19 protein-coding genes are annotated in these 24,006 nt (G+C 46.3%); 7 read left to right on the top strand and 12 right to left on the bottom strand.

Annotated features, from left to right (window positions below; genetic code table 11):
• The first annotated feature begins 115 nt into the window (after positions 1-115).
• The 3 genes from QZW82_RS17050 to QZW82_RS17060 all read left to right on the top strand — a co-directional run bounded on the left by QZW82_RS17050 (position 116) and on the right by QZW82_RS17060 (position 4,931).
• Positions 116-511: a hypothetical protein gene (locus tag QZW82_RS17050; protein ID WP_293150201.1), complete on the top strand. Its 396-nt coding sequence runs from the start codon at positions 116-118 to the stop codon at positions 509-511.
• A gap of 196 nt (positions 512-707) precedes the next feature.
• Positions 708-3,953 (top strand): DNA topoisomerase (ATP-hydrolyzing) subunit B, encoded by a 3,246-nt coding sequence (gyrB, locus tag QZW82_RS17055; protein ID WP_293150203.1) that lies wholly within the window; start codon positions 708-710, stop codon positions 3,951-3,953.
• Between the two features lie 261 nt (positions 3,954-4,214).
• Entirely contained in the window at positions 4,215-4,931 is a 717-nt protein-coding gene (locus QZW82_RS17060) for a heme oxygenase (biliverdin-producing) (protein WP_293150205.1), read from the top strand.
• On the opposite strand, the gene QZW82_RS17065 is transcribed toward QZW82_RS17060, so the two are convergent.
• The 3 genes from QZW82_RS17065 to mfd all read right to left on the bottom strand — a co-directional run bounded on the left by QZW82_RS17065 (position 4,932) and on the right by mfd (position 9,727).
• Complete coding sequence (locus QZW82_RS17065) at positions 4,932-5,081, bottom strand: hypothetical protein (RefSeq protein ID WP_293150207.1); 150 nt, start codon at positions 5,079-5,081, stop codon at positions 4,932-4,934. It lies immediately after the preceding gene.
• A gap of 326 nt (positions 5,082-5,407) precedes the next feature.
• Complete coding sequence (locus tag QZW82_RS17070) at positions 5,408-6,070, bottom strand: S-layer homology domain-containing protein (protein ID WP_293150209.1); 663 nt, start codon at positions 6,068-6,070, stop codon at positions 5,408-5,410.
• A gap of 120 nt (positions 6,071-6,190) precedes the next feature.
• A complete protein-coding gene (mfd, locus tag QZW82_RS17075; RefSeq protein ID WP_293150211.1) occupies positions 6,191-9,727 on the bottom strand; it encodes a transcription-repair coupling factor in 3,537 nt (1,178 codons plus the stop codon).
• A 200-nt stretch (positions 9,728-9,927) separates the two neighbouring features.
• Here mfd and QZW82_RS17080 point away from each other — a divergent pair, with 200 nt between their 5' ends.
• The 3 genes from QZW82_RS17080 (at position 9,928) to QZW82_RS17090 (ending at position 12,819) form a co-directional block, all read left to right on the top strand.
• Positions 9,928-10,119 (top strand): hypothetical protein, encoded by a 192-nt coding sequence (locus tag QZW82_RS17080; RefSeq protein ID WP_293150213.1) that lies wholly within the window; start codon positions 9,928-9,930, stop codon positions 10,117-10,119.
• A 66-nt stretch (positions 10,120-10,185) separates the two neighbouring features.
• The gene (locus QZW82_RS17085; protein ID WP_293150376.1) at positions 10,186-11,424 is read left to right on the top strand and encodes a transposase; all 1,239 of its coding nucleotides are present in this window, start codon (positions 10,186-10,188) and stop codon (positions 11,422-11,424) included.
• Between the two features lie 63 nt (positions 11,425-11,487).
• Positions 11,488-12,819, top strand: coding sequence for a hemolysin family protein (locus QZW82_RS17090; RefSeq protein ID WP_293150215.1), 1,332 nt, complete (start codon positions 11,488-11,490; stop codon positions 12,817-12,819).
• 400 nt (positions 12,820-13,219) lie between these two features.
• Here the strand turns inward: QZW82_RS17090 and QZW82_RS17095 are convergent, their stop codons facing one another.
• The 6 genes from QZW82_RS17095 to QZW82_RS17120 form a co-directional block, all read right to left on the bottom strand.
• Positions 13,220-14,551, bottom strand: a complete 1,332-nt coding sequence (locus QZW82_RS17095; RefSeq protein ID WP_293150217.1) for a hypothetical protein — start codon at positions 14,549-14,551, stop codon at positions 13,220-13,222.
• Between the two features lie 6 nt (positions 14,552-14,557).
• The gene (locus QZW82_RS17100; protein ID WP_293150219.1) at positions 14,558-15,877 is read right to left on the bottom strand and encodes a hypothetical protein; all 1,320 of its coding nucleotides are present in this window, start codon (positions 15,875-15,877) and stop codon (positions 14,558-14,560) included.
• 13 nt (positions 15,878-15,890) lie between these two features.
• Complete coding sequence (locus QZW82_RS17105; protein ID WP_293150221.1) at positions 15,891-17,123, bottom strand: SGNH/GDSL hydrolase family protein; 1,233 nt, start codon at positions 17,121-17,123, stop codon at positions 15,891-15,893.
• A gap of 4 nt (positions 17,124-17,127) precedes the next feature.
• A complete protein-coding gene (locus QZW82_RS17110) occupies positions 17,128-17,292 on the bottom strand; it encodes a DUF5989 family protein (protein WP_190734603.1) in 165 nt (54 codons plus the stop codon).
• Positions 17,293-17,700 carry an SxtJ family membrane protein gene (locus tag QZW82_RS17115; RefSeq protein ID WP_293150225.1) on the bottom strand — a complete coding sequence of 136 codons (408 nt, stop codon included), beginning with the start codon at positions 17,698-17,700 and terminating at the stop codon, positions 17,293-17,295.
• A gap of 139 nt (positions 17,701-17,839) precedes the next feature.
• Positions 17,840-19,810 carry a carbamoyltransferase gene (locus tag QZW82_RS17120; protein WP_293150227.1) on the bottom strand — a complete coding sequence of 657 codons (1,971 nt, stop codon included), beginning with the start codon at positions 19,808-19,810 and terminating at the stop codon, positions 17,840-17,842.
• On the opposite strand from QZW82_RS17120, the gene QZW82_RS17125 reads away from it, so the two are divergent.
• Positions 19,803-19,928, top strand: a complete 126-nt coding sequence (locus tag QZW82_RS17125) for a hypothetical protein (protein WP_293150229.1) — start codon at positions 19,803-19,805, stop codon at positions 19,926-19,928. The two genes, QZW82_RS17120 and QZW82_RS17125, sit on opposite strands and share 8 nt — an antisense overlap.
• 50 nt (positions 19,929-19,978) lie before the next feature.
• Here the strand turns inward: QZW82_RS17125 and QZW82_RS17130 are convergent, their stop codons facing one another.
• The 3 genes from QZW82_RS17130 to QZW82_RS17140 form a co-directional block, all read right to left on the bottom strand.
• The gene (locus QZW82_RS17130) at positions 19,979-20,464 is read right to left on the bottom strand and encodes a hypothetical protein (protein ID WP_293150231.1); all 486 of its coding nucleotides are present in this window, start codon (positions 20,462-20,464) and stop codon (positions 19,979-19,981) included.
• 403 nt (positions 20,465-20,867) lie between these two features.
• On the bottom strand, positions 20,868-21,788 hold the full coding sequence (locus tag QZW82_RS17135) for an NAD(+) kinase (RefSeq protein ID WP_293150233.1): 921 nt from the start codon (positions 21,786-21,788) through the stop codon (positions 20,868-20,870).
• Positions 21,789-22,008: 220 nt separating this feature from the next.
• Positions 22,009-23,979, bottom strand: a complete 1,971-nt coding sequence (locus QZW82_RS17140) for a hypothetical protein (RefSeq protein ID WP_293150235.1) — start codon at positions 23,977-23,979, stop codon at positions 22,009-22,011.
• Between the last annotated feature and the right edge of the window lie 27 nt (positions 23,980-24,006).

A 24,006-nucleotide genomic window follows, 5' to 3' on the forward strand; every position in this document is an offset into this window, starting at 1 on the left:
GACTCGTAAAATCTGGGCTTCTCGCTCTAAAATCGTCATGGCAAATTACGGGAAATGGCGGTACCTTCTCGTTTTAGCGGCTTTTCATCGCTCCTGTCATCTCCGCGAATAATTCATGACACTAGCGACATTGAGGCAGGTGGTGAGTGCGATCGGCCGCCAACTGGGCAAACTCAAAAATACAGACCCTGTTTTAGGTTGGAAGGATGTTTTAGAGTGTGGCTTCACGGGCATAATTGCCATTAAGTTACCGAATCCCGAGTTTGAGGGCGCGATTAAAAGTCGGTTGGCTAACCCCGAAGTACGAGAAATGGTTAAATCTTTGGTAGAAAAAGAGTTGATCGCATATTTGACAGCCCGCCCGGAAGTTGCAGGGGCGATCGCACAACAGGCGATCGAGACTCGCGATGCAGTTATGGCTGCACGCCAAGCACGGGCATTGCTGCGACGCCAGAATGGCTATAAGACATTAATTCGCAACCGTCGGCAACCGGGCGATCGCACTTCTTAACCTTCCGGCTAACAGCCCAGCCACCAAATGTCAATAGCTCCCCAAGTAAAACTACTATACCGGGTGCGTCCCCCCGATAAATTTCCATTTAGATAGCCCTAGCATCGCCATTAACGGTTTTGTGCTATAATTTTAGGAGTTTTCCCATTTTAGAAGCTTTTGGGGCTTTAGGCCTCATTATTGGAGCTATTTTTGTATGACCAGCAGCTACAGCGCCGACCAGATTCAAGTTCTCGAAGGTCTCGAAGCAGTCCGCAAACGACCGGGGATGTACATCGGTACCACCGGCCCGCGAGGACTCCACCATCTAGTTTACGAGGTTGTGGACAATTCCATCGATGAGGCGCTGGCTGGCCACTGCACTCACATCGAGGTTGACTTCAACGCCGACGGTTCAGTCACTGTCACAGATGACGGTCGCGGTATTCCTACCGGGATCGTTGCCAAGACTGGCAAATCGGGAATCGAAACAGTAATGACTGTACTGCACGCCGGCGGTAAGTTTGGCGGCGGCGGTTACAAAGTTTCTGGAGGTTTGCACGGTGTAGGTATTTCCGTGGTTAACGCGCTTTCGGAGTGGGTAGAGGTGACGGTTTGGCGCGACCAAAAAGAACATTTGCAGCGCTACGAAAGAGGCTTTCCCGTCAGCGAACTTGTGGCAAAGCCCTGCAAAGGAAATCGCACCGGTACTTCAGTTAGTTTCCTTCCGGACACTCAGATATTTAGCACTGGCATTGAGTTCGATTATGCTACGGTTGCCGGACGCTTGCGAGAGTTGGCTTATTTGAATGCCGGCGCGAAAATTACTTTTGGCGATCGGCGTTTGGAATTGCTCAAAAGTGCCGAACCGCGCGTCGAAACCTATTGTTACGAAGGTGGCATTAAGGAATATGTCACTTACATGAACCGCGAGAAGCAGCCGCTGCACGAAGAGGTGATCTACGTGCAAGGCGAACGCAACAACGTGCACGTGGAAGTGTCTTTGCAGTGGTGCGTTGATGCTTTTAGTGACAACGTTCTCGGTTTTGCCAACAACATTCGGACGATCGACGGCGGTACACACTTAGAAGGTTTGAAGGCTGTTTTGACGCGGACGATGAATTCGATCGCCCGCAAGCGCAACAAAATCAAAGAAAACGAACCCAACCTCGCTGGCGAAAACGTCCGCGAAGGTTTAACAGCCGTGATTTCGGTCAAAGTTCCCGATCCCGAATTTGAAGGCCAAACTAAAACAAAGCTAGGAAATACCGAAGTCCGAGGAATAGTTGATTCCTTGGTAGGCGAAGTATTAACCGAATATTTGGAATTTCGGCCCCAAGTAGCAGACGCTATTTTGGAAAAAGCAATTCAGGCATTTAAAGCCGCAGAAGCCGCCCGTCGTGCCCGCGATTTAGTCCGCCGAAAATCCGTCCTAGAATCGTCTCCTTTGCCCGGAAAATTAGCGGACTGTAGCTCCAGAGACCCCGCCCTGTCTGAGATATACCTGGTCGAGGGCGATTCAGCCGGCGGCTGTTTTCTTTCTTCGGAGAAAATATTATTAGCTGATGGCACAACAAAAACCTTCAAACAGATAGTTGACGAACAAGCAGAAGGTAAAGAACACTTTTGCTACACCATTCGCGAGAGTGGAAACATCGGGTTTGAGCGGATAACTAACGCTCGCATGACTAAAGCAAATGCTGAAGTTATCAAATTGACATTAGACAATGGGGAGACAATCACTTGTACCCCCGACCATCGGTTCATGTTGCGGGATGGCACTTACAAAGCAGCAGCAATGCTGACACCGGACGATTCGTTAATGCCTCTCAACCGCCAGTTGTCTAAAAAGAAGCCAAATGGTCAGGGGCTTAATGGTTACGAAATGGTTTGGAATCCCAACAGCGACAAGTGGATTTACAGTCATCTGTTATCGGATTTCTACAACCTGAAACATGATGTGTATCAAGCATCTGACGGCAACCACCGCCACCATGTTGATTTCAACAAACTCAACAACAATCCGACCAATATTCAGCGGCTGCCTGCTCATGAACACTTGGCTTTGCACCGTGCCAACCTTGAGAAAACATTGCACAGGCCGGATGTCATTGAAAAGAGCCGTCAAGCTCACATGACTGATGAATTTCGGGCGATGATGAAAGAGCGGATGCAGCAGCCTGAAACGAGGCAAATTCTCTCTGAACAGGCGAAGGCTCAGTGGGAAGATGAAGAGTATAAAGCTTACATGACTAGCAAGTGGCGTGAGTTTTACGACACTAATGAAGCTTATCGCGAGCAAAATAATGAATTGCTCAACCAAGCCCAACAAGAGTATTGGAGCTCCGAAGAAAACCGCTTAGCTCAGTCTCAACGGGTTCGCAATCATTTTGCTAACAATCCTGAAGCGCGGGAGGCTAATTCACAATTGGCCAAAGAACAGTGGCAAAATCAGGATTTGTTGGACTGGCGACGGGAGAAAACTAAGGAACAGTGGACACCGGAGTTTCGCCGCCAACGCAAAGCTGCTTTGGACGAAACTTATTACCGCAAAACTCTGGAAGCATTGAAGACTGTTCATATCAAAATGGGCTGGATGGATGTAGATTATTACAATTCTTATCGCCGCCTGAAGAATGATAAGTCTTTGTTGAAGTACGAGACTTTTTGTAAGCGCTACTTTAATGGTGAAGAATTATATGCTCGCCAAGCGGTTCGTAATTACAACCACCGTGTTGTGAAGATTGAAGCTGTAGAGGAACGGTACGATGTTTACGACATCGAAGTGCCTAACAGCCACAACTTTGCCTTAGGTGCGGGAGTTTTTGTACACAACAGCGCGAAGCAAGGGCGCGATCGACAATTCCAAGCAATTCTGCCTTTGCGCGGTAAAATTCTCAACATCGAGAAAACCGACGACGCCAAAATCTACAAAAATAACGAAATTCAGTCGTTAATTACAGCCCTGGGTTTGGGCATCAAAGGCGAAGAATTCGACCCCGGTCAATTACGGTATCACCACATAGTGATCATGACTGACGCTGACGTAGATGGGGCCCACATCCGCACGCTGTTGCTGACTTTCTTCTACCGCTACCAGCGCGCACTTGTAGAACAAGGTTACATCTATATTGCTTGTCCTCCTCTGTATAAAGTGGAACGGGGACGCAATCACTACTACTGTTACAGTGATCGCGAAATGAACAATCTCGTCCGCAACGAATTCCCCGCCAATGCGAACTACACCATCCAGCGGTTCAAAGGTTTGGGCGAAATGATGCCGACGCAGTTGTGGGATACCACGATGAACCCGGAAACTCGGACGCTAAAACGGGTGGAGATTGAAGACGCTGCTGAAGCCGATCGCATCTTTACCATCTTAATGGGCGATCGGGTCGCCCCCCGCCGCGAATTCATCGAAACCTACGGCCCCAAACTCAACCTCCTCGACTTGGACATCTAAGTTAGTTGATAGTTGACAGTTGACAGTTGACAGTTGCTGGCGAGGATGAGTCATTAGTCATTAGTTAGTGGCTGATGACTACTGCTTTCCTGTCAACTGCTTTCCTGTCAACTGACTACTGCTTTCCTGCCAACTGCAACTTTTGTTATAAAAATTAATACAATCTCTCATCAAATTGCTTTAAGGTAAATGCTTAGGTAAATTTTAGATTTTTGGCGCATCCATCAGCTACCACAAAAATAGAAGGTTGGACAATATAGCATGAGCATCAATTTAGCAACAAAATTGCGTGAGGGAACAAAAAAATCTCACACAATGGCAGAAAACGTTGGTTTTGTCAAATGCTTTTTAAAAGGCGTTGTAGAAAAAACTTCTTACCGGAAGTTAGTAGGAAACCTGTACTTTGTCTACTCGGCAATGGAAGAGGAAATGGAACGCCAAAAGCAGCATCCGGTTGTTTCAAAAATTTACTTTTCTGAGTTAAATCGCAAACAAAGTTTAGAGCAAGATTTATTCTACTACTACGGCGCCAATTGGCGGGAACAAGTATCCCCATCACCAGCAGCTAAAGCTTACGTGCAGCGGATTCGTGAAATCTCGGCTACCGCACCAGAACTGTTAGTAGCTCAGTCTTACACTCGCTACCTAGGCGACTTGTCCGGCGGACAAATCCTCAAGGGAATTGCTCAGCGCGGCATGAATCTTACCGAGGGAGAAGGCACTGCTTTCTACGAATTCCAGGATATTCCTGATGAAAAAGAGTTCAAAGCTAACTACCGTCAGGCAATGAATGAATTGCCGATTGACGAAGCTACAGCAGAGCGCATTGTTGACGAAGCTAATGCAGCTTTTGGCATGAACATGAAGATGTTTATGGAGTTAGAAGGCAATTTGATTAAAGCTGTCGGTCAGATGCTGTTCAATACCCTGACGCGGAAGCGCGGCGCAGCCAGTACCGAATTGGCTACTGCTGATTAGTCAATACCCATTGGCAATAATTTGAGCCTCGTTTAAGAGGAAAACATTAAATCCTGGGGGTTTGATGGCTGCTTTTACAGTCACCAAAGCTCCGGGATTTTGCAGGGCGGGCGATCGACTTTTTCTAGATTGACACTCATCGAGTATCAAGGTACGAGGATTCTTAAGACATTTCTGTCAAAATATCCGTATTGCGCTTAGTTCCCAGGCTGACTACATTTGCACAAAAGAGCACGCTTGGTGTGTAGTCATATCTCCTCAAAAATGTTTTGGGCGTAGACTTTCCCACCGGGAGGGGGTAGGTTTTTACATCTTGTCTGATGTGGTTATTTTACCATATTCATTTGTGAAGATGGATTTGTCATTTTACTTAACAATGGAAAAAAGCCGTCCTGAAAGGACGGGGTTTTTAACCCAATTTTCTGATAAAAAATAAGGAATAAGGAAATTAGTCGGGACGGGCCAGGAGAAACGTCTTACCTTCCCATACCCCGATTTGGTGGCTCATCCGGTACAGGCAAAGAAGTTGGTCTTACCTGGCGCTCCAAATACTTGCTCAAAGCGTAAGCGATATCGCCGCGAGTCATCGGCTTTAAAGGATTAATTTTATTAGTTCCGACTTCAAAATTCACAAACCCTTCATACAGTGCAGTAGCCATAGACTTTCTAGCCCAACTAGGAATTTCCCCTGCATCTGGATACCTAGCTAAAATCTCGGCAACGGTGGCGTCTGGAAACTGAAAAACCCCATAAGCTTGAGCAAAAATCGCCAAAGACTCAGCGCGAGTCACCCTTTGATTTGGGAAAAACATTCCGTCGCGATATCCACTCATAGTTCCCGTTTTCAAAGCAGTTTGAATCGCACTGTAAGCCCAGTAGCTTTTAGGTACGTCGGGCAATTCCATATCCGGTTTCTGAGCTGTTTTCCGCCGTTCCAAACCAAAAGTTTTCAGTAAAATTACCGCCAAATCGGCGCGACTGATAATGCTTTCAGCATTAAAATTGCCGCTAGAATCTTTATTCATCAATCCTGCATTGACAACCCGGTCGATCGGGTCAATTATTTGTTGAGATTGAACCACCGTTGGCACTCCTTGCGCTAGCGCGATCGCAAAAAAAACACAGACTAACTTTTTCACGATTTTAATCCTTTGTGCTGCTCAAACAATTATTAAAGCAGCAGCAATATTTTCTCCGGTTCCATCGGTATGATTCTGAGATTTCGACCGCCGGCTAAATAGCGGGATTTCATATTAAAATCAAATCTTTGCTTCCGGCAAAGCGCCCTGCATTTTACCCAACCAATCAATCAAATTATCCAACTGCTTTTCGGCGCTCAAAACAGCCATTCCGCGAATAGTAACCTTCCCCTTGCTGTAGACAAAACGAGAATGTAGATGTTCGGGCAAATTAGCCTTGAGCAAATTCCAAGCAGGTTCCTCCATCGGCGTTTCCAAGACAATGTGCTGCTTATTTTCCGGTTTAATCCGAGAAAAACCGATTTGCTTGGCGATTTGTTTGAGTTCGACAACACGAATCAGTTGCTGCGCTGGTAGAGGAATCTGCCCGTAACGATCGCACCAATCGGCCCGAATCTGTTGCAACTCTTCCAGAGTATTCGCAGAAGCCACAGACCGATAAGCGCTCATCTTTTGATCCAGGTCTCCAATATAATCGGCAGGAATAAACGCCGTCAAACTGAGGTCGATTTGTGCATCCTCAACCTTCGGAATTTCCTGACCCTTAATTTCGCGAATAGCCTCCTCTAACATTTCAGCATACAAATCAAAACCGATCGCCTCCATTTGACCAGACTGTTCCGTACCCAAAACATCACCAGATCCCCGAATTTCCATATCCCGGACAGCCAACTGATAGCCAGAACCCAACTGCGCGAACTCTTGAATAGCCCGCAGCCGCTGCCTTGCAGCATCCGACAGTTGGTTTTGCTTCGGATAAAACAGCCAAGCGTGAGCTTGAATCCCCGCACGTCCCACCCGCCCGCGCAACTGGTACAACTGACCCAAACCAAACTTCTGGGCGTCCTCAATCAAAATTGTATTGACGCGCGGAATATCCAAACCCGACTCAATAATCGTAGTGCACACCAAAATATCAAACTCTGCCGCACTGAAAGTCAGCATGATCGATTCTAGTTCCGCAGCATCCATTTGACCGTGGGCGATCGCAATTCTCGCCCCCGGAACCATTAGCTGCAACGTATCCGCCAACTCATCAATCCCCTCAATCCGAGGTACAACATAAAAAACCTGACCGCCCCTGTCCAACTCTTGACGAATGGCAGTCCGCACCACCTCCAAATTGTAGGGGGATAAATGCGTTTGAATCGGACGGCGGCTGGGTGGCGGAGTCGCAATCAAACTCATCTCCCGAATCCCCGACAGCGACATATACAACGTGCGGGGAATCGGAGTCGCCGTCAGAGTCAGGACATCTACCTCGGTTTTGAGAGATTTAATCGCTTCCTTTTGCTTCACCCCAAACCGTTGTTCTTCATCCACCACCAACAAACCCAAATCCCGAAATTTAATGGCTTTACTCAAAACAGACTGAGTACCGACAATCACGTCTAACTCCCCAGTTGCTAAGCGTTTGTGAATTTCCCGGCGTTCAGTTTCCGTGCGGAAGCGATTGAGCAAACCAACTTCGATCGGATAAGGGGAAAAACGCTCTGAGAGCGTGTGATAGTGCTGTTGGGTTAAAATTGTCGTCGGCGCCAGCAAAGCCACCTGCTTGCCCGCTGTAATTGCCTTAAAAATAGCTCTCAAAGCAACTTCCGTCTTGCCGAAACCGACATCGCCGCAGACCAAGCGATCCATCGGTCGATCGCCCTCCATGTCACGTTTCACATCAAGAGTAGCCTTCAACTGATCCGGCGTTGGTTGGTACGGGAAAGAATCCTCTAACTCTTGCTGCCAAGGCATATCAGGAGGAAAAGCATAACCCTGTTGCTTAGCTCTTTTAGCGTAAAGATTCAGCAAATCTACCGCTACTTTCTTAACAGCTTTGCGAACTTTTGCTTTAGTTTTTTCCCACGTTTGACCGGTCAGCTTGTTGAGTTCTGGCACTTTATCGCCGACAGTCCGAAACCGCGACAGGGCGCCCAATTGATCCGCCGCGACTCTGAGAGTACCGTCAGCGTATTGCAACACCAAATATTCGCGAGTTTCCCGATCGATCGTCAAGCGTTCCAATTTGAGAAACTTGCCCACTCCGTGCTGGCGGTGTACCACAAAATCCCCCGGACTCAGCTTGTTCGGGTCAACCTTTTTAGAAGCGGCGCGGCGGCGCTTGCGAACGTAGCTAAATGTAGCGAGAGAATGCTGACCGTAGAATTCCCGATCGGTAATTAAAACAATCCGAAAAGTCGGCAGAACAAACCCTTCCAACTCTGCCAGCCCGCTGTACTTCAAAGCTACCGGAATATGCTGCAACTGCAACTTGTCGATCGCCAAAAAGTCGCGCGGATTCACCACAAACTGAGCCGGACAGTCGTGTTCCGACAGCAGAGAGACCGATCGACTCGGTTGAGCCGAAACCATAAACACCGTAAAACCGCGATCGCGCTCTTCCCGGAGCATTTGAGACAGCTTCGCAAATTGGTGAGGCATCACCGGCACAGGCCTGCTGGACAAATTAACCGCAGGCGTTTGGGATTTTTGAGTAGTAGAATCTTCTGCTAATTCTGAAAGTTCTAGCCTGTCAAAAGCTGCGACATCTGCGATCGATTCCGCAAAAGTGCGGTGAATTTTCGGAACCTTCAGATTCGCAATTGGCAATCTTGGCGTTTCACCATCAACAACTTCTGATTCCCGATTGCAACTTTCCCATTGTTCCTGGGCATTTTCAAACCAGCGGTTGCTGTGACCTTCACATCCTTGGGGTTCGTCAATTACAACTAAAGTATTTTCTGGCAAATAATTCAACAAACAAGCTGGTTTCTCGAACGCTAAACCTAACAGCCTGCGGACATATTTTTCTGCTTCATTTTCTGTGTCAACAGAGTCTATTTGGTTGGTTTTGTCAAGATTATTTTCAGCTAAAACTGCCTTAATAATTGCGTTAAAGCTAGTAGGAGTTAAAACTAATCGATCGACCTTATCGAGCGATCGCTGGTTGGAGGGATCGAACTCGCGCAGTTGATCCAAAGTATCCCCGAACCATTCCAGCCGCACCGGCAACTCCGCCGCCACCGGAAACACATCGACAATATCGCCCCGGCGACTCCACTGGCCCTCAGTTTCCACCAAAGTCACCCGATCGTACCCCATCGAGGCAAGTTGGCGGTCAAGTATCTTTGAGTCTTGAACTTCGCCTCGTTTCAGCGTCAGACAGTAGGGTTCAAAGGCACTTTGAGGTGGCAAATGAGGCTGGAGAGCTCTTTCTGTAGCTACAATTGCGATCGGCTTAGACTTCGTGGCGCTTGTTTCTTCCTTGTCCACCAAATCCGCCAGTACCTGCATTTGCCCCCAGGTCATTTCGTTCTCGTCCGAGTAAGATAGCTCGTAGGGCGAAGCTTCCGAAGTAGGGTAAAAATGTACAGTTTGCCAGCCCATCGCCTCTAATTGAGCTACCCAGCGGCCGGCTTCTTCCAGAGTTGCTGTCACGGCTAATAGGTTTCGTCCCTCTTGTTGTGCGAGGGCGGAAGCTACTAAACCTTTGGGTAAGCGGGCGATGCCGTTCAGTTGCAAACAGTGATACCGTTTGAGCTTGTTGAGAAGTTCTGTTGCTAAGGGCGATCGCCCCAATGTCCGAATTATCGAAGAGAAAGTCATGCGCTGTTAATTATTATCCCCGATGGGCGAAGGCTCTTCCCGGCTGCTGATTAAGGAAGATTGTACGACAAACATCTATCATTGTGCCGATCGGTTATTGGCAGTTCAACTGCACTGCGGGTAGATTTCTACTAGAAGCCTTGTGTAAATATCTGGAACTTGCGATCGAAATGAGCCCGTTCCGTTAATCTAGGGACAGGTTGACAACAATTTCGATTTTTGCGATCGAGATTGGCAGCTTCCAGGCTTATGCTTTAAGCGGGCAGTGCGCTTCGCCTTTACCGAAAGGCGAGAGGAAAGCCCCGCCTTTCAAGACTGGGGATGAACTCGGCTACGACGACCGTCGCAAGACAACCCATTCCACGGCTGTCTTCGGCAGAGTGCGCTATTGAGTAGTAATTCATCGTTAAAAATATTTATCTGTGTTTTTCTGGATAAAACTATATTATCATAGCTCCATGATAGTTAGAGAAGCCAAGCTAAAACACGGTACAGCAGAGCAATATTCTGCCATTGATGAAGCCATCCGAACAGCCCAGTTCATTCGGAACAAAGCCCTTCGCTATTGGATGGATAATCAAGGTACGAGTAAAGCCGATCTGTACAGCATATGTAAAGATTTAGCCAAGGAGTTTGACTTTGCTAAAAGGCTTAACTCCGCCGCTCGTCAAGCTAGTGCAGAACGTGCCTGGGCTGCTATCTCTAATTTTTATAGCCGATGTAAAAAAGGTGTAGGCAAGAAAGGTTTTCCAAAGTTTAAAAAACATTGTCGCTCTGTCGAGTATAAAGTTTCAGGCTGGAAACTATCGGATGATTGCAAATCGATCGCATTCACCGATGGCTTTGAGATTGGAACATTATCAATATTTTGCAACAATGAAACTCAGGAAGATTTGCATAGATTGAAAATTAATCGCGTGCGGATCGTGCACTCTTCAGATGGGTATTATGCCCAATTCTGTTTTGATGCAGAGCGCAAAGAGCAAGGCGAGTATTCTGGCAATGTCGTAGGATTGGATCTGGGGTTGAAGTTTTTCACCAAAGACCAAAACGATAATGCTGTAATATATCCTCAGTTTTTGAGAAAGGCCCAAAAACAACTCAAGAAAGCCCAAAGACGATTAAGCAAGAAATTTGTAAAGGGTGCAAAGCCCCAATCAAAGAACTATCATAAGGCTCGGAAAAGACTGGGTAGAATCCATCTTAAAGTACAAAGACAGCGTAAAGACTGGGCAATAAAGCAAGCCCGGTGCGTAGTCCACTCTAACGATGTGGTTGTCTATGAAGACTTAAAGATTGCGAACATGGTCAAAAATCACCATTTGGCTAAGTCTATTTCGGATGCTGGTTGGTATCAATACACTCAATGGTTGGACTACTACGGCAAGATTTGGGATAAAGTAGTTGTGGCAGTATCGCCAAGCTATACATCTCAAGACTGCTCTAATTGCGGCCATAGAGTCAAAAAGTCTCTCAGCACTAGAACTCATTCATGTCCTAGTTGCAAGATTGAAATTTGTCGCGATACAAACGCGGCTCTAAATATTTTGCACAAAGGATTGAATATTCTTGGTGTAGAGTGGAATAAAAACGGTACCTCTGGGCAAGAGGAATCCGCCGAGAAATCGGGAAAGCATGGGGAGAAGACCACCGCTGCCGTTGATAAGCAATTTGATACTGTAAGTGGATTTCGATGAACCATGAATAAGAATCCCCCCGATTCATCGGTGGGGAGTATGTCAACACCGATAAATTGAGAAATGTCCCCAAGTACCGACCTTCTGATTGTTCTCCTGCTGGTTTTCCTCAATGGCGTGTTTGTGATGTCAGAGATGGCCATCATCTCAGTACGGAAAGTGAGACTGCAACAGATGGCTAACCAGGGTTCGAGGAATGCCCGTGTAGCTTTGGATCTGGCCAATGCCCCCAATCAGTTCTTGCCGACAGTTCAAATCGGAATTACGCTGCTGGCGATCCTGTCAGGCGCTTTCGGAGAAAGCACTATTTCTAAAAGAGTAGAGCCTCTGTTGCGCTTGATACCGGCTTTAGCGCCCTACGCTCAGCCGATCGCCTCAGTCATCGCAATTTTAACCATAACTTATCTCACCATAATTATCGGCGAACTTGTGCCGAAGCGGCTGGCCCTCAACAACCCCGAGCCGATCGCCTGTAGTGTCGCTCTTCCCATGCGAATGCTCTCAAAAATTGGCGCTCCTGCCGTTTATCTTTTAAGTTATTCCACGGAATTAGTGCTGCGAATCATGGGGATTGCGCCTTCTACAGAACCCCAAGTTACAGAGGAAGAAATTAAAGTTTTAATCGAGCAAGGAACCGAGGCGGGAACCTTTGAAGAAGCCGAACAGGACATGGTAGAAAGAGTGTTCCGTTTGGGCGATCGGCGAGTCAGCGCTTTAATGACACCGCGACCAGATCTGACTTGGCTCGACCTCGACGACTCAGTAGAAGAAAACCGCCAAAAAATGCTTGGTAGCGGTCATTCCCGATTTCCAGTTTGTCAGGGCGGACTCGATAATGTTGTCGGTTTGGTACACGTTACCGATATGTTGTCTCGCACTTTAACAGGTCAACCCCTCGATTTAAGTGCTTCTTTGCGGAGACCTTTATTTGTACCCGAAAGTACGCGCGGTTTAAAAGTCTTAGAGCTTTTCAAGCAATCTAGCAATCAACTTGCCTTGGTAGTAGACGAATACGGCGTCATTCAAGGATTGGTGACAGTCAACGACATTTTAGTCGAATTAGTTGGCGAATTTCCCTCGGTTGAAGATGCCGACGAACCGCAAGCCGTGCAGCGCGAAGATGGTTCTTGGCTGTTAGATGGAATGCTCCCGGTCGAGGATTTCTTTGAACTGTTTGGAATTGAAGAAGTCTCTTCAGAAAATAGGGGAAGTTACCACACAATGGGCGGTTTTGTGATTACAAATTTGGGCAAAATTCCGGCGGCGGCAGAGCATTTTGAATGGAACGGCTTGCGCGTCGAAGTCGTCGATATGGACGGAAACCGAGTTGATAAGATCTTGGTAATGCCGATCGACTCCACGGGCGATCTGGCTAAAACCCAAGCAAAAACCTAAAAGCCATGTAATTTTAATCGATCGACATAATACCCATAGGGGCGGGTTCACCAACCATTATCGCCGGAAACAAACAATCTCAAAAACCCGCCCCCACCCAGCGATAATATTATGTCCGGTCAATTACCATAACAATGAAAGTCCGCAAAAGCGGACTTCAGTCCGCATAATACGGACTGAAGTCCGCACTACAAACCCATTTTATTGCGGTTAACCGACCGGACATGATATCAATTATCACCTACATTTAGAAATTAAATATAAATATCAGGTTGACATAAATTATTGGTGGGGTGGGGGCGGGTTTTTATACATTGTTGGTTATCGTTATATATTGTTGGTGAACCCGCCCTACGAGTTCGCAAATCGTACCATCAATAACAATCAACTGGACATAATATCACTTCTTATTTTTTCTTTGATCGTTCCGCATAGATTCTAGAATAGAACTGCCCACATAATTGCTAAAAATTACCTCTCCAGTTTTATTGTAATGACAGCAGCTATCTACATAAACAACATCTTTAGTCTTGTCGAACACCTTCACCCCATTCAAAATATTAATCTTATTTTTTTGTAAATTAGGAAACTTACCCAAAAGAGCCGGATATCCGATTTCCACAGCCTTAGCATAAGGAGTATCTTTATTAAAAGCAATCAGCTTCTCGGCATCGCTAAACACTCTTTTCGTCTGATAGTATTGATTCGGCTGGAGGACATGAAAATAAGGAACATTACTGGCCGACAGCACTTTGTGCATAAAAATTGAACTTTTTGCCCAATTCCACGCCATTTGTTCAAAAGCTGCACCATCCTCTAAAATAGACTTATTTTTATTAATATACATCACGCTACCCTCGTCATCTTCCCGAGTTTTGCTGCGTTCTTTTTCAAATGCAATCACATCTCTGCGATAATTGTTGACTAAATTTTGAACGTAAACAGAAGTCAAAGCATCGCACGCAGCTAAAGAGCAGTGTTGCAAACTTTCCAAACCCTCAGTAATCTTAGTTTTATTTTCTTTGATTCTAATAGTTGCTTGCAAAGCCTTGGTAGAAAGGCTATTATTCGCCAAGCTAGTCAGCGGCGAAATGTGCTGAATGCTCGGCATCGCCAGATTAATCTGATTTTTATTGTTTAAATTAGAAAGCGCTACTTCATTAAAGCCATCTATATTGATGACCATATCTAATTCTTGACCTAAAGCCAAAAAATAGTTTAAAATTAATAACTGTTGCGGCTGTTTGTAACCGCCTGTAGCAAAAGACAAAATTATAAATTCTTTGTCCTGTAAACCGGGAACCTGTTTTAGATATTGAGGTAAAATTTTGTTTTGAATTTGAAATATAGAAAAATCTGAAGCCACGGAACCGCCAAAAATTCCGATCGCAAATTGATTTTTTTTAAACTTTTTAAAAGGGTAATCGTAAGGAGAGATAAATCCGTAGTTGTTCACCTTAAAACCAGGTCGAAAATCAGCGCTGGGTTTTTGAATAAACCCAAAGAAAGGATGAAACCTTTCGACAATAGACTGATTCAGACGCACTCCTTCTAAATTAATTCCTAAAGCCGACTTATCTTGCGCCTTTTGTCTCGTGTAGAAAAATTGCTTGTGCTTGACAAAATACCATCCCAAGGAACCGAGTTCTAGGAAAACAAGTAAAAGCGCCAAGTTTATCAAAGTAATTTTGAGGATTTCTTGGCCTTTGTTAATTAACTTGAAATCTTTCATAAATATTTATTTAGACTTTCTTACTACTTTAATGATGGAACTGGAAATATAGTTTGCCAATACTTCCTCTCCCACTGAATTATAGTGACAGCAAGCATCTTTGTAAACCGTATCTTTTGTATTGTCCAAAATATTTACGGCGCTAAACACATTAACCTGAGCTTTCTGCAAATCATTGACTTTGGATAACAGCACCGGATAACCTTTGTTTACTCCTGCGATGTACGGGCTGTCTTTGCTGATGGCAATTTCCTTTTCCTTGGCGGTAAACACTCGTTTAGTTGGATAATACTGGTTGGGCTGGATAAAGTGAAAATATTTGATGTTTCTACTCGATAAAATTTGGTTCATGCCGATCGACGATTCGTACCAAATCGAGGCCATTTTATCAAAAGCAGCAGCCTCTGGCAATACAGACTCAGCTTTTGGAATGTACACTATACTGCTATTTGCGTTGTCTGGGTTGGATTGTTTGACTTGGGCGTCGTACTTGACAACTGCTTGCTGGTAATTGTTGACTAATTGTTTCACTCTCAGCGAGGTAACGGCGTGACACAAAGCAAGTTGACAATTTTGCAATTTGTCAATACCTGCTTTCAATTGTTTTTTGGTTTCGTTAATGTTGACGATGGAAGTCATCGCTTCCGGCGACACATTGCTTGCTAAACTTGTTAACGGCTGTAGGTGCTGGACGCTGGGCATTCCTATTTCTAGCTGGGCTTTGTTGTTTAAATTGGACAGCGCTACTTCGTTAAAACCGTCAATATTGATGACTAAATCCAATTCTTGACCCAAAGCCAGAAAGTAATTTAAAATTAATAATTGCTGGGGCTGTTTGTATCCGCCGTTGCCAAAATTCAAAAGCACAATTTCGCGATCGGCAAATTCTGGATAACTCTGCAATTTTTTAGACAATCTTTGATTTTTATACTCATCTACTGCGAAGTTGTTGGCAACTGAACCGCCAAAAACTCCGATAATAAATTGTTTTTTATTGGTCTTAATAAAGGGATATTCGTACTGGGAAAAAAAGCCGTGTTTGTTGACTTTTAACTTTAATCTTTCATTGGTAAAAGCACCTTGTTTGAGAACGTAGCCAAAAAACGGGTGCAGTCTTTCTACGATAGATTCATCTAGTCGAATGCCGATACGTTCAATATCTTCGACTACTTTTTCTTTGGCTTTGGTTCTGGTATAAAAAAATTGCTTTTGGTTGATAAAGTAAAAAGCTAGGGACAAAGCTTCCAGGCAAATAAAGGCGATCGCCAAATTGACGGCGATTAAAGTTAATATATTTTTGCTTTTTTGGAGCGTTGAGTCTTTCATGAAATTTGATTGATTACGGTTGTTTTTTGGGGACTTGAGACTGCTTCAAATTTTCGCACAAATTCTGGTTGATTTTAATACTTGCCAATCGATGCCCGAGCTCATTCCAGTGTCCGCCACAGGGTACAGAATTGTCAAAACCGTGGACGCAAACTTGATATTTTTCAGTGTAGCCTTGAAACTGTTCGGCTAAATTCAGTACCCGAAAACCTTCGCGCGTACCCAATGTTTCCACCCGCCTATTGGGATAAAACAAATCCTGAATGTTGTTTTGTGTTATAAAATCTTTTCGGATCTTGACATCCCGTCCAACTTGGATCGGATCGCCGATCGTCACAACCAAGAAATCAGCTTTTTTCTGCACGACTTCATTGTGCATAGTCACAATCAAACCCTCTGTCACCTTCCAGGCATCTTTCCAAACAGCATCCTGAGGTGGGTTGAAGTTTTTGCTGCTCAAGGCGGTAAAATCTCCAGATAACTGCCGCTTTTTCCTATCTAAATCTACCTTTTTAATCACCTGCAAGATTCGGGAATTGTTGACCAAAAAACTGGGCATCCTGTCTACAAAGGAAACTGCTCTTTCGTTGCGGGCGATCGGCGGCAGATTGCGAAAAGACATATCTGGTACTAACTTGCCGCTAGTATCGTACACAAAAAATGGTCGATAATGGTCGTATTCCAGTTGCGGGGAATTGTTAATTACATCATTACCAATAAAAAATGCCAGGACTACAATATCAGGACTGTAATCCCATACTTTTTTCCGCAGCATCATCAATTCTTGAGCGGTACCGTAACCCTGAACGCCGAAATTGATGACCTCAACTTTTTTGCGTCCCTTAACGGCGTCGCAGTTACCTAGCTTTCGTTCTAATTTTGACCAGAAAGTTTGTTCGACTGGTACCTGAATTGCTTCGGTGAAAGAGTCGCCTAAAACTGCGACGCGCAAGGTATTGGGAGGTTTGGTTTTGGTGTGTTCGCGATCGCGCAAACCGTCCTTATTCACCCGTACAAAACTCGCACCTTCCCCATTCCACTCGCCGGACACACCGGGTTTGAGCTTCCAACCCAAATCGCGATCGGAAGTATGGAAACGAGTTGGCGCGGAGTCTACAACATCTCCTATTTTTGGGTAGCCCTCAACTCTAGCAACTCGCAATCCAATTTCACCAATTACCACCCCCATTAATAAACCGCCGAGTGTCAAACCTAAATTGACACCCAAAGTCTTCAACTTGCTCATTCTTTCAAAACAGGGTATAAATAAACGGAGCAATTACAGAACCCTGACTCAATACAATCAAAGCTCCTAAAAAGACTAAAGTCACAATTAATGGTAGCAACCAATATTTTTGGCGTTCCTTCATAAACGCCCACAAATCTTTGAGAAAGTCTAATGTTGATTCAAACACTTAGAAAGGACGCTCCATACTAACTTTTGTTCTTTCTTTACTTTGGACGCGGTAAGTATCCATTTTTGGATTAAGTTTGCGTCGCATTGCATCTTCGCCAAATATGCCTTTGATAACTCCCATCGGCCAAATTATCAGGTAAAAAACTATCCCCAGCACGATCGGCGTTTCAATCTTGTTGAGGGTAAGTCCAAACCACATCCACCCGTGATAAATGGGATTGAGCGATTTCGGCGCAGCCAATGCTAACACAATTAGCACTGCGCCGATCGCCCAGGGCCACCAAGGTATAGAATCGCGCCGCAGCAAAGGTACTGCTAAACCGAACAGCACTGCAATTAAGCCGCCAATTAGCAGGCCGAAATCGCGCAGGCCTTTGTTATCGAGTTTTTTTATTTCGTCGCTCATTAGAAATTGGGAATGGGGCATTGGGAATGGGGCATTGGGCATTGGGCATTAGGTATTAGGTATTAGGTATTAGTCATTTATCAGTCATTCACACCAACAAATCACAAATAACCAATAACTAATAACCAATAACTAATAACTAATCTAGTTCAAATTCATTTTTCCAAGCTTCATCTTGTTTCCAAGGAATTTGTTCCGATTTAGGAATTAAGAAATTCTCTAAAACCAGATAATCCATTTCGGTACGCATGAAACAGCGGTAAGCATCCTCAGGAGTGCAAACAATTGGTTCGCCTCGGACGTTGAATGAAGTATTTACTAAAATCGAACAGCCCGATCGCTCTTCAAAATGGTTGATTAAGTCATAGTACCGAGGATTGGTTTCTTTGTGAACAGTTTGGATGCGGGCGGAGTAATCGACGTGGGTGACAGCCGGAATTTCCGATCGCGGAATGTTGAGTTTTTCAATGCCAAACAACTGCTCTTGTTCCGCAGTCATGGGAATGCGGAGACTGCCTTTGACTGGAGCTACTAATAGCATATAAGGGCTGGAATGGTCAATCTCGAAATAATCGGCAACTCGTTCGGCTAAGATTGACGGTGCAAAAGGTCGAAATGATTCCCGATATTTAATTTTGAGGTTCATCACGGACTGCATTTTAGCATTGCGAGGATCGCCAATAATCGATCGCCCGCCCAGAGCTCGCGGCCCAAATTCCATCCGCCCTTGGAACCATCCGACGACGTTTCCCTGTTCCAAAATTTCCGCCAACTGCGGCATCAATTCGGCATCGTCCAATCGATGATAGCTAGCTTTGACAGCATCCAAATATTCCTGAATTTCTGTGTCATTAAACCTTGGCCCCAAATAGGAACCGCGCATTTTGTCGTGACAAGTTAAATGAGTGACAGACTTCGCCACAGTTGCTACAGCTTGGTTGGTAGTGAGGACTTCAGTCCTCTCCTCGTTCGTAGTAAGGACTTCAGTCCTCTCCTCCTTAATCTTATTTACTGCGAGTAGCTCATCAGCAACAGTACGAGTTTGTTCGCAATACTGATACCAAATCGCCAAAGCCGCGCCCAAAGCACCGCCAGCATCTCCGGCGGCAGGTTGAATCCAAATATCTTTGAAAATACCTTCCCGCAAGAGTCGGCCGTTAGCAACGCAGTTAAGAGCAACACCGCCGGCAAGACAAAGATAATCTACATCCAATTCTTTTTTAACTGTTCTGCACAGCCGCAAAACAACTTCTTCTGTAACAACTTGAATGGATGCTGCAATGTCCATTTCCCGCTGAGTTAATTTTCCTTCAGCTTTGCGCGGCGGCCCTTCAAACAGTTCGTCAAATTTCTGATTTGTCATGGTTAAGCCAACAGTGTAGTTGAAATAATCCATGTCTAAACGGAAAGTTCCGTCATCTTTGAGGTCGATTAAATGGGTGAGAATTTTGTCTACATACTTGGGTTCGCCGTAGGGCGCTAAACCCATGAGTTTGTATTCACCAGAGTTGACTTTGAAGCCTGTGTAATAGGTGAAAGCTGAATAAAGCAAGCCCAAGGAGTGGGGAAAATCGATTTCCCACTGAGGTGTGAGTTGGTTGCCGTCTCCTAGCCAGACTGAGGTTGTTGCCCATTCACCTACGCCGTCGAGGCACAAAACGGCGGCTTTTTGGAAGGGGCTGGGGAAAAATGCTGAGGCTGCGTGGGATTGGTGGTGTTCGGTAAATAGCAGAGATGGCAGTTTGTTGCTTTTGCAGTTTGCCATTTCTGCGAGCTCTCTTTTGAGCATGGTTTTGAGGTAAAGCTTTTCTTTCAGCCAGATGGGCATGGCGGTGAGGAAAGAGCGAAAACCTTTGGGTGCGTAGGCTAGGTAAGTTTCTAGCAGGCGCTCAAATTTGACTAATGGTTTGTCGTAAAAGACTATGCGATCGAGTTCCCGCAATTCTATGTTCGCTTCTTTTAGGCAATAGGCGATCGCATTCTTGGGAAATCTGGCGTCGTGCTTTTTGCGGGAAAATCTTTCTTCCTGCGCTGCGGCGATAATTTCTCCATCGCGAATTAAGGCGGCGGCGCTGTCGTGGTAATACGCCGAGATTCCAAGTATGTTCATCGCTCTCCTCACAAATCGCTATGCGCTCGTATCTGATGTATTTAGAATAGCTAACGATTATAGCTTTAGTGGTGCAGATTTGGAGTTGAGTTTTGCGATCGCCTCTAATTTTAGCTGAATTGATGTTGGTGGGCGGCTGAGGTCGATCGCGCGTCTGACAACATCCAGCTAGCGCCGACGAATCCTGCGCGCCCAGGCTCTGAAGTAAGTGCCCACCGGAAATTGATAAAATTCAGCTACCAACCACAGCACTATGCCTAAATGGGACAAAAAGGCTAAGCCCGTCCAAGCTGCCGGGAACCACGACAAACGGCTGCCGGGAACCGGAGGAAAATAGTAAGCTGAAAGTCCGAGCAAGGTAGTGGGAAGGAAGATTAGACCGATCGCGGCGGCAAAATAAGACCATCCGAATTCGGTGCCTTCGAGGTGTGCTCCTATCCATTTTTTGCCGTCCCAGTGCCATGTTACGGGCGGTTGGCGATCGGCCATTTTCAGTAATTGTCTTTCTTCGCTGGCGGTAAAAATGTGCTGGCAGAAGTTGCAACCGAGGGCTTCCATCATCGGCATGGTGGAAATTTGACCGGTGCGACAGACAGGGCAGGGATATGTATCTTGATGGTTGAAAGGTCGGGTTGATGGTTTGAGAGTCTGCATGGATCGGGCTGCTTGTCAAGATATTCAGCGATCTTAACAGAGTTCGATCCTAAGGTATGTTGTTGCGCTTGAGCGCTCTTCCGGAGATTGTGGAAAAGAGCGCTAATCGGACTTAAGTCCAAAATTAAGGTACGTAGTTGCGCTTGAGCGCTCTTTCGGACATTGTAGAAAAGAGAACTAATCAAACTTCAGTCCAAATCTTAAGGTACGTAGTTGCGCTTGAGCGCTCTTTCGGAGATTGTGGAAAAGAGCGCTTAAGCGCAACTACGTACCTAATTGAAGCGCTCTTTTAGAGATTGTGGAAAAGAGCGCTTAAGCGCAACAACGTACCTAATTAAAGCGCTCTTTTATAGATTGTGGAAAAGAGCGCTGAAGCGCAACAACGTACCTAATCAAACTTCGATTAATTGCGGTGATTGTTGGTGTACCGAATTCGGGCTCCGGCCCACTGAAGTTTTTCCCTCAATGTGCCGTAATAAGAATAGTTTTCCCGCAAAATGATAAATTTGGCTTCGCAGTCGGCCATCCGCACATCTACGCGCTGTCCCGGCCAAATTGCTGTAGATAAAATGCCGTCCATCCAGAGTTTTGTGCTGAGTTCGTAATCTGCTAAGGGCCAAATGCTGACGACGGAACCGGGCGGCAAAACTACAGCCCGACTGGATAAACTTAAAGGGCAAATCGGAGTAACTGCGATCGCATCCATTCCCGAGTGGATAATCGGCCCGTTGGCAGATGCGGTGTAGCAAGTCGAACCGGTAGGAGTTGCCACAATTAAACCGTCGCCTTGATATTGATCGACTACTTCGCCGTCAACTTCCATTTCTAGAATACAGCTCGGCATTCGATCGGCAGAAGCAGGTTTGACACACATTTCATTCAGTGCCAAAAATCGATCGCTTTGGGGTTCGAGATTAGTTCTGTTTCCCTCAAAAACCGCCGCCTGCAACATCATCCGCTTCTGCACGGCATACCTATCTTCGGCCAGCCTATCCCAAATCTCCTCAGTATTTTGGAAATCCTCAAAAGACTCGGTTAAAAAACCCAGATGTCCGCCGACATTCGCAGCTAAAATCGGGATGCCGTCAGCAGACAAATTCCGGGCTGCCGCCAGGGCGGTACCGTCGCCACCGAGAACTACGGCTAGATCGATCGGGCTGCTGCTAGAAGCTAAAAACACCGGATACGGGTTATCTTTCGGGCCGCTGGGGCCCATTAAAACTTGACAGCCGCGACTTTCTAACTGGCGGGCACATTGTTCTGCCCACCGCTGGCTGAGGGTGTCTCTGGCTTTGTGGGCGATAATTACTTGTTTTAGTTGCACAATTAATTTGGGATTTGGGATTTGGGATTTGGGATTTTAGACTGAACTAAAAAATCTCAAAGTGTTCGATCGCACAAATTGATTTCGGACATCATTTTAGATATTAAACTATTCTTGAAAATTGCGAGGCATAGCCAAAGCATCTGCGTTCCTCGGCAGCGCCGGGGAACGAGAATTCCCAATTGTTTAATCGAAAATCGCCAATCGAAAATAATATTGATTACCCGTCGGTACTTCGGGATTTGGGCTGCGGCCAGATAATACTGGTATCGGAGGCGAGGATGCGAGAAACTGCGATCGCCCCAAAACGGTTGAGGTGGCTGGGATCGAAGAAATAGTCGTTGCGATTTGGCCACCGCTGGGACAAGTCGCGGAAGGCGAAGCCTTTTTGTCGCGAGAGTTGCTGCATTCGTTGTCTAAACTGCTGTTCTGCCCACCGACGAGTTGGATCTAGGTAGTCGTCGGTGAGGGGCAAATTGACGAAAATTAGGGGGATTTTCCGAGTTTTGGTAAATGCTACGACTGAATTAAAGGCTGTTGCTTGTTTGCCGCTGAGGTTGAAGTCTTCGTAGTCGCGATCGTACTGGCCTGAAACGTAAGCGCGTTGTCGATAATATGTGTTGGGATTGTAACTTCCCGACATAGGCATGAATCCGTTAGAGTCGATCGCATCTGCCAATTCGCTGACTTGTCTGATTGCTACTACTTTTGTTTGTGATACTGCATTCTGGGTAACAGGCAAGATGCCTGTTCCACTGTTGAGGAATTTGGCTGTGGGGTGGGCATCTTGCCCGCCCGAGTCAGCAACAGGCAAGATGCCTGTTCCACTGTTGAGGAATTTGACTGTGGGGTGGACATTTTGTCGGCCCCAGTCAGCAACAGGCAAGATGCCTGTTCCACTGTTGAGGAATTTGACTGTGGGGTGGGCATCTTGCCCGCCCCAGTCAGCAACAGGCAAGATGCCTGTTCCACTATTGAGTAATTTGGCTGTGGGGTGGACATTTTGTCGGCCCCAGTCAGCAACAGGCAAGATGCCTGTTCCACTGTTGAGGAATTTGGCTGTGGGGTGGACATCTTGCCCGCGCCAGTCAGCAACAGGCAAGAGGCCTGTTCCACTGTTGAGGAATTTGGCTGTGGGGTGGGCATCTTGCCCGCCCGAGTCAGCAACAGGCAAGAGGCCTGTTCCACTATTAAGAAATTTGACTGTGGGGAGTAGGGGTTGGGCATCTTGCCCGCCCCTAACCGATGCCTGCGATCGGCGGAAAATGCCGTCGCCATCGGTGTTACAAGACTGCGGGAATCGGTAACACTGGGGCGTCACGTTAGGTTCACCAGACGGGAGTTTGGGGCGAACGCCTGCTGCTAAAAGCTGGCTGCCTTCAGAATCGACGATCGAATTAAAAGTGCGATCGTCCCGGCCGCTGTTAAATGCGCGCACGCCGTCCGCCCAGACAATCATTTGAGGTAAATGTTCGGGTTTCAACAGCCGTCGCAGTTGAAAGTCAACAACTTGGGCAGTTGCGCCGTTGACAGCAAAGTTAAATACCTTTAAACCCGGACTCCCGTTAGCAGCCAAAGATTGTTTTAGCTGTTTGGGATCGACGCCCTGCAACGCCCGGGAACTGCCGACAATCAAAACATCTGGCGGCCCGACCGCTGCAACGTAGGATAGGTATAGTTCTAGCTGTTCGTCGAGTAAATCGCTGCTGAAGCTCACTGTACTGGCTTGCGATCGACTTGCGCCCGCTTGCTGTTGTGCATAAAGCAGATTTTTCATGTACTCGGTGACTTTTTTTTCAGCAAACGCCCGCCTGGGACTACCGGGGGGAACCGCTTGCATCCAGGCTACCGCTTGCACCCATTGGGCTGCTACTTCGTCCCACTCTTGTTTTGAATTGGCTGATTGAGCCAAATTGGCGGCCTTGGTGGCAAAGTTAACTGAATCTCCAAAGGGGTCGTTTTGGGCGCAGGAAGGAACGCTGATCGATTTTTGGCGTTTGTTGGGGTTTTTGGCTAACACAGAGGTTGGCGGCTGTGCTAGGACGGAGGAAGATGCGATCGTCCGAGAGGGCGCTGTGGTGTTGGGCGGCTTTGTTGATGAACATCCGACGGTTAAGGCGAGTAAAGCAACAGCGGCGCCAGCACGTTGAAAGATGCTAGTGCTGAGGTTAGCAATGTAGCGGCGAATCATACACTTTCACCGATCGCGAAACATTAC

This window comes from Microcoleus sp. bin48.metabat.b7b8b9.023 (assembly GCF_013299185.1).
Classification (GTDB): Bacteria; Cyanobacteriota; Cyanobacteriia; order Cyanobacteriales; family Microcoleaceae; genus Microcoleus.

Excerpts from the sequence above, each read along its gene's own strand:
- QZW82_RS17050 (WP_293150201.1), top strand. The coding sequence starts at position 116 with ATGACACTAGCGACATTGAGGCAGGTGGTGAGTGCGATCGGCCGCCAA.
- gyrB (WP_293150203.1), top strand. The coding sequence starts at position 708 with ATGACCAGCAGCTACAGCGCCGACCAGATTCAAGTTCTCGAAGGTCTC.
- QZW82_RS17060 (WP_293150205.1), top strand. The coding sequence starts at position 4,215 with ATGAGCATCAATTTAGCAACAAAATTGCGTGAGGGAACAAAAAAATCT.
- mfd (WP_293150211.1), bottom strand. The coding sequence starts at position 9,727 with ATGACTTTCTCTTCGATAATTCGGACATTGGGGCGATCGCCCTTAGCA.
- QZW82_RS17085 (WP_293150376.1), top strand. The coding sequence starts at position 10,186 with ATGATAGTTAGAGAAGCCAAGCTAAAACACGGTACAGCAGAGCAATAT.
- QZW82_RS17090 (WP_293150215.1), top strand. The coding sequence starts at position 11,488 with ATGTCCCCAAGTACCGACCTTCTGATTGTTCTCCTGCTGGTTTTCCTC.
- QZW82_RS17095 (WP_293150217.1), bottom strand. The coding sequence starts at position 14,551 with ATGAAAGATTTCAAGTTAATTAACAAAGGCCAAGAAATCCTCAAAATT.
- QZW82_RS17100 (WP_293150219.1), bottom strand. The coding sequence starts at position 15,877 with ATGAAAGACTCAACGCTCCAAAAAAGCAAAAATATATTAACTTTAATC.
- QZW82_RS17105 (WP_293150221.1), bottom strand. The coding sequence starts at position 17,123 with ATGAGCAAGTTGAAGACTTTGGGTGTCAATTTAGGTTTGACACTCGGC.
- QZW82_RS17115 (WP_293150225.1), bottom strand. The coding sequence starts at position 17,700 with ATGAGCGACGAAATAAAAAAACTCGATAACAAAGGCCTGCGCGATTTC.
- QZW82_RS17125 (WP_293150229.1), top strand. The coding sequence starts at position 19,803 with ATGTTCATCGCTCTCCTCACAAATCGCTATGCGCTCGTATCTGATGTA.
- QZW82_RS17120 (WP_293150227.1), bottom strand. The coding sequence starts at position 19,810 with ATGAACATACTTGGAATCTCGGCGTATTACCACGACAGCGCCGCCGCC.
- QZW82_RS17130 (WP_293150231.1), bottom strand. The coding sequence starts at position 20,464 with ATGCAGACTCTCAAACCATCAACCCGACCTTTCAACCATCAAGATACA.
- QZW82_RS17140 (WP_293150235.1), bottom strand. The coding sequence starts at position 23,979 with ATGATTCGCCGCTACATTGCTAACCTCAGCACTAGCATCTTTCAACGT.